Source organism: Photorhabdus antumapuensis (assembly GCF_020387775.1).
GTDB lineage: Bacteria > Pseudomonadota > Gammaproteobacteria > Enterobacterales > Enterobacteriaceae > Photorhabdus > Photorhabdus antumapuensis.
Genome location: NZ_JAHZMK010000007.1, coordinates 1 through 16,355, shown reverse-complemented (window position 1 = coordinate 16,355; position 16,355 = coordinate 1). Strand labels below are relative to the sequence as shown.

The window sequence follows — 16,355 nt, the reverse complement described above, 5'->3', positions numbered from 1 at the left end:
AAAGATGAAGGGTATATATCTAAGACTTGAACTTATGGAGAAATATATGTCTTTAAAGAGGAAAGTTTCATATTTGGAAGAAGTTAATGGTTCAGCAAAGGCAAATGAGGTATTGACCTGGCTACAGGCTTATATTCCAGGTAAAGATCCTAATATTGTCGTTAGGCATGATCCCAGTAAAGATGCGGCGAAAGAGTTAATTCGAAGTGATTACCGTTGGGGGCATCAGAGTGATGACAAATCTGAAACTTTCCAATTAACGTATAATTTCCTGGAGAGTGAACCGGATGATATGCCATTGAATATTTACGGATTTTCAGCATTTAATGAAGAACAAAAAGCTGCCGCAGAACTGTCAATTCAATCTTGGGCTGATGTTGCGAATATTAAATTCACGGAAACCTATGATATCAAGGAAGCGAATATCACTTTTGGTTTCTTTGATATTAGTTTAACAGATGATTATGCGTTTGCTGAGATGCCGAACCCATATTTGTCACAAGTAGGAACTTGGTATAATGCGGAAAGCCGTACTTTCTTAAAAAATGATATTGAATTGAATGGTTATGGCCGCCATACATTTACTCATGAGATCGGCCATACATTAGGGTTGGATCATCCGGCCGATTATGATGCGTCTGATAAGGTAATACCAACTTACAAGAAAAGCGCTACCTATTTTGAAGATAGCGGCGCTTATACCGTCATGGGTTATTTCAGTGAAAAAAATACCGGGCAAGATTTTAAAGGTATTTATTCTGCCGCGCCATTACTTAACGATATTTCAGCCATTCAGTCGGTGTATGGCGCAAATAATACTACTCGTACCGATGACACTGTATATGGTTTTAATTCCAATACAGATCGCGATTTCTTTACTGCAAAAGACGCAAATAGCAAACTCGTGTTCACTGCCTGGGATGCGGGTGGCAATGATACCTTTGATTTCTCTGGTTTTACTCAAGATCAACGTATTAACTTGAATGAAGCCTCTTTCTCGAATGTGGGTGGTCTGAAAGGAAACGTCTCTATCGCCCGTGGTGTCACGATTGAAAATGCGATTGGTGGCAGTGGAAATGACATTCTGATAGGGAATGACGCCAACAATATTCTCAAGGGTGGTGCAGGTGATGACATCATCTACGGTGGCCTGGGAGCTGATCAGCTTTGGGGCGGGGAAGGCAAGGATACATTTGTCTACCTAAGCGCCAAGGAGTCACCTTTCCTTGAGCGTGATTGGATTCATGACTTTGTTTCCGGTGAGGACAAGATTGATTTGTCGTTGTTCGATCTGGGTAAAGAAGGGAAAGGGGGTGTTAAGTTTGTTGAAGAATTTACCGGTGCGGTTGGGGAAGCAGTGATCAACTATGATAGCGTTAACAAGGTAAATGATTTCGTTATTAATATGGGAGGAGAATTATCCCACGATGGTTTTGGGGTGAAGATTATTGGAGAGCCGCTGACAGAGGTTGATTTCATCCTTTCATAACACAACAACACAACCGCATCTGACTGGATGCGGTTATTCGTTTAGTCTACTTTGAGCGATTGGGCGTGTAATTTTGTATGCTGTCCATATGCATTTTCTTTTCTCTTGATTGACGTCAAACCCTTTCAACCGGTTCTGTTTCCTTTCAAACTGGCGATAGATATTGTGAGAATGAGTACCCGAAATCTGGATATGTTGGCGATATTTTTAGGAATAAATTTTGAATTAATTGCGATATTAGATTTGCTGACTAAATGATTTTTGGGGAAACCATATCGGGCTGAACTGATTTAACGAGTGGTTGGCGTTCTTAATCTACTATTTTTCTATTATATAATAAGTCAAATACATTTGAATAAGTAATTAATTGTGTGATTTTTTTATTTTAAAACAGTTAACGAGTAATCTATTTTTAAATTAAAATTATTTATTAATGATATTGAATGTAATTAATATATACATTGGTCGTATTATTTCATTATGACAAAACAATATATATGGAATTTAGTTTTAATTTGAAATTGTTTCATGTCGGTGTTAAATGTAATTAACGTTTACATTAGTTGTATAATTTGATTATTATAAAATAATATGTAATCAGGCTGGTTGATAATTTTTACGTGTATAAATATACATTGATCAATATAACAAAATGATAAATAACATTTTTTGTGATGAAATCCGTTTCCTGTTGGAATACGGGTAGGTCAATTTTTTAGAGAATTATCAAAGTAAATCCGGTATTAATTGGAGATTTAGGAGGTTTGGTTTGTCTTTCTAATTATTTTATTTTTCGTGAAATAATTTACATATGATATTAATTCAAAATGGATAAAATAAAGCAGGGATTTAGCATTCATGCCAGTAAATATATTCAATATACCCAATGGATTTCAAGATGCTTCGCGACGGCAAGGGAGCGAATCCCCGGGAGCATAGAGAACTATGTGACCGGGGTGAGTGAGTGCAGCCAACAAAGAGGCAATTTGAAAGATAACGGGTATAAATCCATTTTCATTTAGTTATGAAATTCAGCGTCAGCCAATAAAAAATTGTACAAAATCAAAGGCGCTTATTAAAAAAATAGGAACAAAAATGGAATATCTTTTGCTGGTTCACCGTGTGAGCCGTTTATTCCGTTATCAGGAAAATAATTGTCGAAGAATTGCTAATTATACGGCTATTAACCGGACTATTACATCCAGCGTCCAAGAGAATGTGCTGTCTGAGGATCTTAATTGATGCTTGGTGTGTGCCCGTTTTTTATTTCTTTGAGGAAAGAAATAAGGGCAAAACATTTGTGATGACTGTTGAGAATGACAGTTTTCAAATAACTAACAGATTCGTTGAGGTAGTAAGTAGATGAAAGATAGCATGGCTAAAAAGGAAATTATCGTTGACGCTGGATTAGTGCCAGCACCGTCAGAAAAGGTCGGCGACGACATATCTGTTCAGAAACTTCATTTGTTGTCAGAGGCTGAACGTACACTGTTGTTGGAAACCTGGAATGCCACTGAAACCGTCTATCCCGACCAGTTAGGTATCCATCAGTTGTTTCAACGACAAGTGGAGAAAACCCCGACCGCGCCGGCGTTAATCGTAGGGGATAAGACCCTGAGTTATGAGGAATTGAATGCTCGTGCTAACCGACTGGCTCATCAACTGATTAAACAGGGGATTTGCCAGAATGATCATGTGGCAATCCTGTTAGAGCGATCTATCGAATTGGTGGTGGCTCAATTGGCTATTCTCAAGGCGGGGGCGGTTTATATCCCTATCGATCCCGGTGTGCCGGATGAGAGAAAAAATTGGTTGATAAACGATTGCTTAGCCAAATTATTGCTCACCGGCGCACAAGCGAATATCCCGGCTAATCTGGATATCCCGCTAATTCGTCTCTCTGATGAGACAGAAGCGAACAAGGCGGAAGAGCGCTTTAATCCTGACTTACTTTGTTCTGGTACTGCGCCAGCCTATATCATGTACACCTCCGGCTCGACTGGCGCCCCAAAAGGGGTAATCGTGCCTCACCGAGCTGTGGTCCGACTCGTTATTAATAATGGCTATGTTGAAATTCAACCCAATGATCGGGTTGCCTTCGCGGCTAACCCCGCATTTGATGCCAGTACTTTTGAAGTGTGGGCACCTTTGCTTAATGGCGGGGCATTGGTGGTTATCGACCACACCACTTTGTTGACGCCGCAGGAATTTGTACAGGCTTTAGACCGTTATCAAATTAACATTTTGTGGTTAAGCGTCGGCTTGTTTAACCGGCTGGCGGCGGAGCTGTCCCCAATTCTGCCGCAGATTAAGAAGCTGATTGTCGGCGGCGATCTCCTTGATCCCCATGTGATTTCCCAAGTTTTACGCAAGAACCCGCCTCAGCAGTTATTGAATGCCTACGGGCCGACCGAAGGCACCACCTTTACCACCACATACCGAATTGAAGCCTTGGCCGCAGGAACGACCCACATTCCTATTGGTCGACCCATTGCTAACTCGCGGGTTTACTTACTGGATGAGCAGGGCCAGCCGGTGTCATTGGGCAGGGTGGGCGAGATTTATGTTGGAGGCGACGGGGTGGCCTGCGGTTATCTCAATCGCCCTGAGTTGACCGCTGAACGCTTTGTGGTTGATCCGTTTAGTGATGCACCGGATGCGCGGATGTACCGAACCGGGGATTTGGCCCGCTATTTGCCGGATGGCAATCTGGAATTTTTGGGCCGCAACGATCAACAGGTGAAAATCCGTGGGTTCCGGATTGAACCGGGAGAAATTGAAGCCCGATTGGTGGAGTATTCGGCAGTACGTGAAGCGGTGGTGTTGGCGTTAGGCGAAGGGCAGGACAAGCAGTTAGTTGCTTATGTACTGGCGGAGACGGACAACGAATTGCCTACCCACTTGCGTGAACACTTAAGTAAGCGGTTACCTGATTATATGGTGCCGGTGGCCTTTGTACGGTTGGATGAATTCCCGCTAACGCCTAATGGCAAACTGGATCGTCGGGCGTTGCCGGCACCGGGTGAAGAAGCCTTTGCCCGTCAGGTTTACGCCGCACCGCAAGGGAAGCGGGAAATTGCATTGGCTACTATCTGGCGTGAGCTGTTGGGTATTGAGCAGATAAGTCGGCATGACAGTTTCTTTGCACTGGGCGGCCATTCACTGCTCGGTGTACGCATGATTGAACAGCTACGTCATTTAGGGCTGACATTGTCTGCCAGCGACCTGTTTCAATCGCCAATACTGGCGGAGTTGGCTCAAACATTGGGGCAGCATCAGGTTATGGCAGTACCGCCGAATGTCATTACCCCGGCGACCACCGCACTGACACCGGAGATGTTACCCCTAATTGATTTGACTCAGCCTGAGATTGATCACATGGTCGAGCAGGTGCCGGGTGGGGTGGCTAATATTCAGGATATCTATGCGCTGTCACCGTTGCAGGACGGTATCTTGTTTCACCATCTGCTGGCGAAAGAAGGTGATCCTTACTTGCTGGCCTATCCAATGATCTTTGCTGACCGTGGTTTACTAGACCGCTATTTATTTGCGGTACAACAGGTGGTTGACCGTCATGATATTTTACGTACCGCTTTTACCTGGCAAGGATTATCCGTTCCGGCGCAGGTGGTTTGGCGTCAGGCCCCGTTATCAGTGACTGAACTGACGCTGAATCCGGCTGACGGACTGGTTAGTGACCAACTGGCACAACGTTTTGATCCGCGCCAATACCGCCTCGATTTGAGTCAGGCCCCGTTGTTACGCTTTGTGATAGCACAGGAAACGGATGGCCGCTGGTACGTACTGCAATTACAACATCACTTGATTGGCGACCATACCACGCTGGAAGTCATGAACCGCGAAGTTCGGGCCTATCTTGACGGACAGGACGATAACCTACCGTTGCCGGTCCCTTTCCGCAATCTGGTGGCTCAGGCTTGGCAAGGGGTTGACCAGACAGAACATCACCGATTCTTTACCGATATGTTAGCGGAAGTGGATGAACCGACGTTACCGTTTGGGCTGACTGAGGTACATCGTGATGGTTCTCAGGTAACACAAGCGCAGCGGATGTTGTCTCCTATGCTGAATGACCGCCTGCGTGCTCAGGCGAGACGTCTGGGTGTCAGTCTGGCAACCCTGTGTCATCTGGCTTGGGCACAGGTGTTGTCACGGACCAGCGGACAAGAGAAAGTGGTGTTCGGCACCGTACTATTTGGGCGTATGGCCGCCGGGGAAGGGGCCGACAGCGGCATGGGGCTGTTTATCAATACCTTACCACTACGGCTGGATATCGATGATACCCCGGTACACAATAGCGTCAGAGTAGCGCATACCCGATTGGCCGGATTGCTGGATTATGAACATGCTTCACTGGCGCTGGCTCAGCGTTGCAGTGGGGTACAGGGCGGCACACCACTTTTTAGTGCCCTGTTGAATTACCGGCATAATGAGCAACCGATGGTCCCGCATGAGATGGTGCCGGGTATTGAATTTCTTGGCGAACAGGAGCGCACCAACTACCCGTTTGTGCTGTCGGTAGAGGATGGTGGCAATACACTGGGGCTGACTGCTCAGGTAGTACAACCGTTTGATTCAGAACGAGTATGCGGTTACATGCAACAGGCGCTGGAAAGCCTGGCGGATACCCTTGAACAGGCACCGGAAACACCCGTACGGGCGCTGAGTATTTTGCCTGCATCGGAACGTACATTATTGCTGGAAAACTGGAACGCGACTGAAACCCCCTATCCAGAACAACTCTGTATCCATCAATTGATTGAACAACAGGTGGGGAAAGCCCCGGAAGCCACGGCGCTGATATATGAAAATCAAACGCTCAGCTATGGACAATTGAATACCAGCGCTAACCGGCTTGCTCATCAACTGATTGCCTTGGGTGTCGTGCCAGATCAACGGGTGGTGATTTGCATGGCAAGTTCACCGGCGCGGGTGATAGCGGTGCTGGCGGTGCTGAAAGCAGGTGGGGCCTATGTACCGCTGGATCCGGCTTATCCGGGAGAACGACTGTCACATATCCTGACCGATGCAACTCCGTCTGGGGGATTGAAGACAATAGTGTTGGCGGATAATACCGGGCGGGCTGCATTGGATGAGCAAACGCTTGTGGGACTGACGGTACTAGACCCGAATATCTTACCTGACCAGCCGGACAGCAATCCGCAGGTTTCTGCATTGGCCTCCCGCCATCTGGCCTACATGATTTACACTTCTGGATCGACCGGGACGCCCAAAGGGGTGATGATTGAGCATCGTGGGCTGATCAATCTTATCCGAGATAAAATCACCCGATTCGACATTTGCCCCACCAGCCGGATGTTACAGTTTGCTTCATTTGGTTTTGATGCCGGTGTATGGGAAATCATGATGGCATTAGGCAGTGGTGCTTGTTTGGTTATTCCGGCCGAGACTGTTCGCCAAGATCCGCGTCGCCTTTGGCATTATCTGGAAGAACAATTGGTGACGCACGCCTGCTTGACCCCTGCTTTGCTGCGAGAAGGGGCCGATTTGCCAGCGATAACAATAAAACCGACATTAATATTGGGTGGTGAAGCCCCTAGTCCCGTGCTACTACGGGCACTAAGTCATCAGGCAATCCTATTTAATGCTTATGGCCCGACAGAAATTACCGTCTGTGCGACCAGTTGGCGTTGTCCATCACACTATACTGATGTGTTGGTTCCCATTGGTCGTCCGACAGCGAATACACGTATTTACCTACTGGATAACCACGGCCAGCCAGTCCCATTAGGCGCAGTGGGGGAACTCTATATTGGTGGTGTCGGTATCGCTCGTGGTTATTTCAATCGTCCTGATCTGACTGATGAACGTTTCCTGGCTGACCCATTTAGTGATGTGGTTGATGCCCGGATGTACCGAACCGGGGATTTGGTGCGCTATTTGCCGGACGGCAATCTGGTGTTTGTTGGTCGTAACGACCAGCAGATTAAAATCCGTGGTTTCCGCATTGAGCCGGGAGAAATTGAAGCTCGATTGGCAGAACACCCTATGGTGCGTGAAGCGCGGGTAGTGGCCTTGGGAGATGGGCAGGATAAGCGTTTAGTGGCCTATGTTGTAGCCGAAGCGGATAGCGGACTGGCGGCCAGTTTACACACTCATTTGAGTGCTATGTTGCCTGATTATATGGTGCCGGCGGCTTTTGTGCGTTTGGCGGCCTTCCCGCTGACGCCAAATGGTAAATTGGATCATCAGGCATTACCGGCACCGGGGGAGGATGCTTTTGCCCGTCAAATTTATGTCGCGCCACAGGGAGAAATGGAAATCGCGGTAGCGGCTATCTGGCGTGAATTACTGGGGGTTGAGCAGATTGGCCGACATGACAATTTCTTTGCCTTGGGCGGACATTCCCTGTTGGCAGTGCGGATGATGAACCGGATAGCCGCTTTCGGTGTTGACCTGCCGTTGGCCGCGTTGTTTATGTTTCCGTCACTGGCGGCATTTACCGAGAAGATCTGCACACAATGCAATGCGGGCGGTGATAAATTGCCTGAAATTAGGTCCATATCCCGTGATAGTGTTTTGCCGTTATCGTTTGGTCAGCAGCGTCTGTGGTTCCTGGCGCAATTTGATGGTGTTAGTGAGACTTATCATATTCCGATAGTCCTGCGTTTACATGGTCGGCTTAACCTCTCTGCCTGGCAGCAAGCACTGAATCGCCTGTTTGCTCGCCATGAGGCACTACGCTCGGTCTTTATCAAAGTTGATGGTCAGCCTCAGGTTGAACTGTTGCCAGCGGAGTTTGGTCTACCGGTGAAAAAATACGATTTACGTAAAGCATCTAGAGTAGATGAGCAGCTTAAGCGCCTGTGTGCACAGGAAGCTGAAACCCCATTTGATCTTGCCCGTGGCCCCTTAATCCGCTGCGTGTTGATCCAACTGGCTGAAGAAGATTACGTATTCCTGCTGACTCAGCATCATATCATCTCCGATGGTTGGTCTTTAGGGATAGTGAAATCAGAACTCGGGGCTCTTTATACCGCTTGTCTGAACCAACAGCCTGATCCGTTGCCACCATTGACCATTCAATATCCTGATTATGCTGCATGGCAACAGCGGGTGTTTTCTGGCGAAAGGTTACAGGGGCAGAGTGATTACTGGCGCCGTACGTTGGCGGATGCCCCGGTGTTACTTGAGCTGCCGACAGATCGGCCACGTCCCTCCCAGCAGTCATTTACCGGAGGGCGGGTCGCGGTGCATGTGGATGCCACTTTGGTACAGGCCCTAAAACATCTGGGACAACAGCACGGTACCACACTGTTTATGACCGTGTTGACCGCTTGGGCTGCGTTGCTATCGCGTTTGTCTGGGCAGGATGATGTCGTCATTGGTATACCGAGCGTTAACCGTCATCGGTGGGAAATTGAACCGCTGATTGGTTTCTTTGTAAACACATTGGCGTTGCGTATCGATTTATCCGGTATGCCGGATGTGGTCACCCTACTGCGGCGTGTGCGGCAGACGACATTGGAAGCGCAGGATCATCAGGACTTGCCTTTCGAGCAAGTGGTGGAAATTGTTCAACCATCGCGCAGACCGGAGCATACGCCACTGTTGCAAGTGATGTTTGCCTGGCAGGAGAATGAAACAGAGGAATGGCAATTACCGGAATTGGCGGTCACACCATTCGAGCAAGGATACGATATAGCGAAATTCGATCTGCAATTGGAATTGACAGAGAAGGCGGGCGAAATTGTTGGAGAGCTGAACTACTCTTCTGCCCTGTTCGACCATGAAACCATCGAAAGACAGGTTGGTTATTTGCAGGCCATATTGCGGGCAATGGTGAACCAGCCTCAACAACCTGTTACGGCCATCGATATTTTGTCATCCGCTGAACGGGAGCTATTACTGGAAAATTGGAATGTGACCGAAGAATCATATCCTACTCAGGTATGTGTTCATCAGTTGTTTGAACAACAGGCAGAGAAGACGCCGGATGCCATAGCGGTGGTGTATGAAGACCAGACACTCAGCTATGCGGAATTGAATGCCCGCGCCAACCGGTTAGCCCATCAGCTTATCGCCTTGGGCGTAGCGCCGGATCAGCGGGTGGCGATTTGTGTGACACGCTCACTCGCGAGGATCATCGGGTTGTTGGCGGTGCTGAAAGCGGGCGGGGCCTATGTGCCATTAGATCCGGCCTATCCCGGTGAACGTCTGGCTTATATACTCACTGATGCCGCACCGGCTAACGGGTTGAAGACAATAGTGCTGGCGGATAATGCCGGGCGGGCAGTATTAAATGAAGATGTTCTGGCGACGCGGACGGTGCTCGATCCGAATACCTTGCCGGAGCAGCCAGACAATAATCCGCAAGTCTCTGGACTGACCCCACAACATCTGGCCTATGTGATTTACACTTCCGGTTCAACCGGCAGACCAAAAGGCGTGATGATTGAACATTGTAGCGTGGTTAATTTGACACTAACGCAAATTACCCAGTTTAATGTTTGTGCCACTAGCCGAATGTTGCAGTTTGCCTCATTTGGTTTCGATGCCAGTGTCTGGGAAATCATGATGGCGCTGAGTTGTGGGGCTATACTGGTTATTCCGACAGAAACAGTGCGGCAAGATCCGCAGCGCCTCTGGCATTACCTGGAAGAACAGGCGGTGACCCATGCCTGTTTGACACCGGCTATGTTTCATGATGGTGCCGATTTACCGGCGATAGCGATAAAACCAACATTAATATTTGCAGGAGAAGCGCCGAGTACCGCGCTATTTCAGGCACTGTGCAGCCGGGCCGATTTGTTTAACGCTTATGGGCCGACGGAAACCACCGTGTGTGCGACCACTTGGGATTGCCCGTCAAATTATACAGGGGGATTAATCCCCATCGGCAGCCCGACCGCCAACAAACGTCTCTATCTGCTGGATGAACACGGCAAGCCAGTCCCATTGGGCACTGTGGGGGAATTGTATATTGGTGGCGTTGGGGTAGCACGTGGCTATCTTAATCGTCCTGAATTGACGGCTGAACGTTTCCTGAATGATCCGTTTAGTTATGAAGTGGGTGCCCGGATGTACCGGACTGGGGATTTGGCCCGCTACTTGCCGGACGGCAATCTGGTGTTTGTTGGCCGTAATGACCAACAGGTTAAAATCCGTGGTTTCCGTATTGAGCCGGGAGAAATTGAAGCACGACTGATTGAACACCCTGAGGTAAGTGAAGCGCTGGTATTGACGTTGGGTGACGGGCAGGATAAACGACTGGTTGCTTATGTGGTGGCGCCAGCGGATGACGGACTGGCGACCAGATTGCGTGAGCACCTGAGTGATATTTTGCCTGACTATATGATACCGGCGGCTTTTGTGCGTTTGGATGCCTTTCCGCTGACCCCTAACGGTAAGCTGGATCGCTGGTTGCTACCCGCACCGGGGGAGGACGCCTTTGCTCGCCAAGCTTACCAAGCGCCACAAGGGGAAATTGAGATAGCATTAGCGACTATCTGGCGCGAATTACTGAATGTTGAGCAGATTGGCCGACATGACAGTTTCTTTGCCTTGGGCGGTCACTCGCTGTTGGCTGTCAGGATGATTGAACGTTTACGGTGTATTGGTTTGGGCCTATCAGTGCAAACGTTATTCCAGCATCCGACATTAAGTGTATTGGCCCAATCCTTGGAACAGCACTGTGAAATTAGCGTGCCTGATAACGCTATTACACTGGATACGACTGTGCTAACACCAGCAATGTTGCCGCTGATTGATCTGACTCAATCTGAAATTGATCGTATTGTTGAGCAAGTACCGGGTGGCATTGCCAATATTCAGGATATCTATGCGTTGTCACCGTTACAGGATGGCATTTTATTCCACCATTTATTGGCGAATGAGGGCGATCCTTATCTGCTGATCACTCAGCAAGCTTTTGCCGATCGGCTGTTACTCGACCATTATCTGGCTGCGGTTCAACAGGTGGTTGACCGCCATGATATCTTGCGTACTACCTTTATCTGGGAAGGGTTGTCTGTGCCGGCTCAGGTAGTTTGCCGTCAGGCGCCTTTGTCGGTAACGGAATTGACGCTCGATCCTGCTGATGGGCCGATTAGTCACCAATTGGCCCGACGTTTTGACCCGCGTCGACATCGTATTGACCTGAATCAGGCACCGTTATTACGTTTCGTTGTGGCACAGGAGAGCGATGGCCGTTGGATTGTATTGCAATTGTTGCATCACCTCATTGGCGACCATACCACGTTAGAGGTAATGAACAGCGAAGTTCAGGTCTTTCTCTCCGGGCGAATAGACACTGGGAGAATAGATACTGGGCGAATAGACAGTCTGCCAGCACCGGTCCCATTCCGTCATTTAGTGGCACAGGCTCGTTTGGGTATCAGCCAGACAGAGCATACTCGTTTCTTTACCGACATGCTGGTTGAGGTGGATGAACCGACGCTGCCATTTGGGTTGACGGAAGCACATCATGACGGTTCACAGGTGACGGAATTTCATCGGATGCTGACAGCGGGACTGAACGATCGCTTGCGTGGTCAGGCGCGGTGGTTGGGTGTCAGTGTGGCGGCGTTGTGTCATTTGGCTTGGGCACAGGTATTGTCGCGTACCAGTGGTCAGGAACACGTGGTGTTCGGCACCGTGTTGTTTGGACGTATGCAGGTGGGGGAAGGATCTGATAGTGGCATGGGGCTATTTATTAACACCTTGCCGTTGCGCTTGGATATTGATAATACCCCGGTGCGGGACAGTGTACGCTCAGCACATAGCCGATTAGCGGGATTGTTGGAACATGAGCACGCTTCACTGGCGCTGGCGCAACGTTGCAGTGGCGTAGACAGTGGTACGCCGTTGTTTAATGCGCTGTTGAACTATCGACATAATACCCAGCCGGTCACACCAGATGAAATCGTGAGTGGCATCGAATTCCTTGGCGCGCAGGAGCGGACCAACTATCCATTTGTGTTGTCGGTAGAGGATGGTGGCTCTGATCTGGGGCTGACGGCTCAAGTGGTGCAACCATTCGATCCGGAACAGATATGCGGCTATATGCAACAGGCGTTGGAAAGTCTGGTGGATGCGCTTGAGCAGGCGTCCTATATGCCGGTACAGCGGTTAGAAATTCTGCCAGCAACTGAACGCACATTATTGTTAAAAACCTGGAACGCCACTGAAACAGCGTACTCTGAGCGGTTGTGCATTCATCAACTGTTTGAACAGCAGGTGGAGAAGACCCCGGATGCCACGGCGCTGATACATGAAAACCAATCCCTTAGTTATGTGGAATTGAACGCTGATGCTAACCGATTGGCGCACCAACTTATTGCGCTGGGTGTCGCGCCGGATCAGCGAGTGGCGATTTGCGTAGCAAGTTCACCGGCGCGGATAGTGGGGCTGTTGGCGGTGTTAAAAGCGGGAGGCGCTTATGTGCCATTGGACCCGGCCTATCCGGGTGAACGTCTGGCTCATATTTTGACTGATGCTGAACCGATTATTTTATTGGCAGACAGTGTTGGATATTCAGCGTTAGGTGAACAAATGCTTGCGGGGCGGACGGTGATTGATCCGAATGCATTGCCTGATCAACCGGACAGTAACCCACGACTGCCTACATTGACCTCTCGACATCTGGCGTATGTGATTTACACCTCTGGCTCGACTGGTACGCCAAAAGGGGTGATGGTGGAACATCGTGGGTTAGTTAACCTTATTCAGGATAAAATAGCCCGATTCGACATTCTGCCCGCTAGCCGGATGTTGCAGTTTGCTTCATTTGGCTTTGATGCGGGTGTCTGGGAAATGATGATGGCATTGTGCAGTGGCGCCGCTCTGGTTATTCCTGAGGAGGCTGTTCGTCAGGACCCACACCGCCTTTGGCATTATCTGCAAGAGCAGTCAGTGACGCATGCCTGTTTGACACCGGCGCTGTTGCGGGATGGGGCGGATTTGCCAGCGATAACGATAAAACCCACCTTGATACTGGGAGGTGAAGCGCCCAGTACGGCGTTGCTTAAGGCGCTGCGCAACAAGGCCACGGTATTCAATGCTTATGGTCCAACGGAAATCACGGTTTGTGCAACCAGTTGGCGTTGTCTGCCGAACTATACCGATGTGTTAGTTCCCATCGGGCGCCCAACGGCTAACACCCGTCTCTATCTGCTAGATGCCCTCGGTCAACCCGTGCCGTTAGGGGCAGTGGGCGAACTCTATATTGGTGGTGTCGGTGTGGCGCGTGGCTATCTCAATCGTCCTGAACTGACTGACGAACATTTCCTTGCAGACCCATTTAGTGAAATTGCTGATGCTCGAATGTATCGAACCGGGGACTTGGTTCGCTATCTGCCGGATGGCAATCTGGTGTTTGTTGGTCGTAACGACCATCAGATTAAAATCCGCGGTTTCCGGATTGAACCGGGGGAAATCGAAGCCCGGCTGACAGAATACTCCGGGGTGCGTGAAGCGCTGGTACTGGCTTTAGGCGATGGGCAGGATAAACGGCTGGTGGCTTATGTGGCGGCGGAAGCGGATGACGGGTTGGTTAACCGCCTACGTGAACATCTGAGTGGATTGTTACCTGATTACATGGTACCAGCGGCCTTTGTGCGGCTGGATGCTTTTCCGTTGACGCCTAACGGCAAGCTGGATCGCCGGGCGTTACCTGCACCGGGGGAGGATGCTTTTGCCCGCCAGATTTACGCCGCGCCGCAAGGAGAAACCGAAACCGCACTGGCTGCTATCTGGCGTGAATTACTAGGCGTTGGACAGATCAGCCGGTACGACAGCTTCTTTGCTTTGGGCGGCCATTCGTTGCTTGCGGTACGGATGGTTGAACGTTTACGTAATTTGGGTTTAACGCTGGCAGTACGTGATCTGTTCCAATCCCCGATACTGTCTGAACTGGCGCAAACATTGAGGCTGAATCAGACCGAAAAAGTGCCGGCCAACATGATTACACCAGCTACCACGGTGTTAACACCAGAAATGTTACCGCTGATTGATCTCACTCAACCTGAGATTGATCGCATCGTCGAACAGGTACCGGGCGGGATAGCCAATATTCAGGATCTCTATGCCTTATCGCCGTTGCAGGATGGGATTCTGTTCCACCATTTACTGGCAGACGAAGGTGATCCTTATCTGCTAGCTGGTCAAATGGCCTTTGCTGATCGGCCTTTGTTGGATCGTTATCTGGCGGCGGTTCAACAGGTGATTAACCGTCATGACATTTTACGGACCGCTTTTATCTGGCAAGGATTATCTGTGCCGACTCAGGTCGTTTGTCGTCAGGCGCCGTTATCGGTGACGGAATTGACATTAGATCCGGCAGATGGACTGATCAGCGACCAACTAGCGCAACGGTTTAACCCACGCCAATATCGTCTCGATTTGGGGCAGGCGCCATTGTTGCGCTTTGTGGTGGCTCAGGAAAGTGATGGCCGCTGGATTGTGTTGCAACTGATGCATCATTTGATTGGCGACCATACCGCACTGGATGTGATGAGCCACGAAGTTCAGGCATACCTTGACGGACAAGAAAGCAGCCTGCCCGCCCCGGCATCATTCCGCAATTTGGTGGCACAGGCTCGGTTAGGGATGAGTCAGGCAGAACATACGCGTTTCTTTACTGAAATGTTGGCTGAGGTGACTGAACCAACGTTACCGTTTGGGCTGGCGGAAGTTCGCCATGATGGTTCGCAAATGACCGAATCGCACCGGATGTTAACCCCTGCGTTAAATAACAGTTTACGTGGTCAGGCTCGGCGATTGGGAGTGAGCTTGGCGGCTCTGTGCCATTTGGCTTGGGCACAGGTGTTGTCGCGTACCAGCGGACAGCAGCAGGTGGTCTTTGGCACTGTTTTGTTTGGACGCATGGCGGCGGGTGAAGGCGCTGAAAATGGCATGGGGCTGTTTATCAATACCTTGCCGCTACGGTTGGATATGGATGATACCCCGGTGCGAGACAGCGTAAGGGTGGCACATCACCGGCTGGCGGGATTATTGGAACATGAATATGCCTCGTTGGCGCTGGCTCAACGTTGTAGCGGTGTACAGGGAGGAACGCCCCTGTTTAGTACTTTGCTGAACTATCGGCACAATGCGTCGTCGGCGACGTCGAATGAAATCATGAGCGGTGTCGAATTCCTTGGTGCACAGGAGCGGACTAACTATCCGTTTACGCTGTCGGTAGAGGATTTTGGTGATGCATTGGGGCTGACAGCGCAAATCGTCCAGCCGTTTGATGCCGAGCGGATGTGTGGTTATATGCAGCAGGCGCTGGAAAGTCTGGTGGCAGCGCTAGAACACGCCCCGGAAACCCCGGTTCGGCGGTTGGAAGTTTTACCGACAGCTGAAAGGAAACGGCTACTGAAAGTCGGCAATGGCCCGCAAACGGCCTATTCCGACCCGCAGTGTATTCATCACCTGTTTGAACAGCAAGCGGCGAAAAATCCTGCGGCTACGGCACTGGCCTATGAAGAGCAGACGCTCAGTTATGCCGAACTGAATACGCGAGCTAACCGATTGGCCCATCAATTAATTGAACTCGGCGTGGAACCTGATCACCGGGTGGCGATTTGTGTCACGCGTTCACCGTCAAGAGTGGTCGCGTTGCTGGCGGTACTGAAAGCGGGTGGGGCTTATGTCCCCTTAGATCCCTCCTACCCGGGTGACCGGCTAGCTTATATGCTTACGGATGCGGCGCCGTCAGTGGTACTGGTGGATAATGTGGGCCGTACTGCGCTGGGTGAACCTGCTCTTACGGCGTTAACGGTACTTGATCCGAATGTTCTGCCTGATCAGCCGGACAACAATCCGCACGTTCCGGCGCTCACCGCCCGACATCTGGCGTATGTGATTTACACTTCGGGTT

3 protein-coding genes are annotated in these 16,355 nt (G+C 49.8%); all 3 read left to right on the top strand.

Annotated elements, in window-relative coordinates:
* Positions 1–46: 46 nt before the first annotated feature.
* Complete coding sequence (prtA, locus tag KZ793_RS00625) at positions 47–1,489, top strand: serralysin (RefSeq protein WP_225812623.1); 1,443 nt, start codon at positions 47–49, stop codon at positions 1,487–1,489.
* Between the two features lie 1,095 nt (positions 1,490–2,584).
* Positions 2,585–2,731 (top strand): hypothetical protein, encoded by a 147-nt coding sequence (locus KZ793_RS00620; RefSeq protein ID WP_225812621.1) that lies wholly within the window; start codon positions 2,585–2,587, stop codon positions 2,729–2,731.
* Positions 2,732–2,851: 120 nt separating this feature from the next.
* A partial coding sequence (locus KZ793_RS00615) for a non-ribosomal peptide synthetase (protein WP_317987431.1) occupies positions 2,852–16,355 on the top strand: 13,504 nt, incomplete at its 3' end.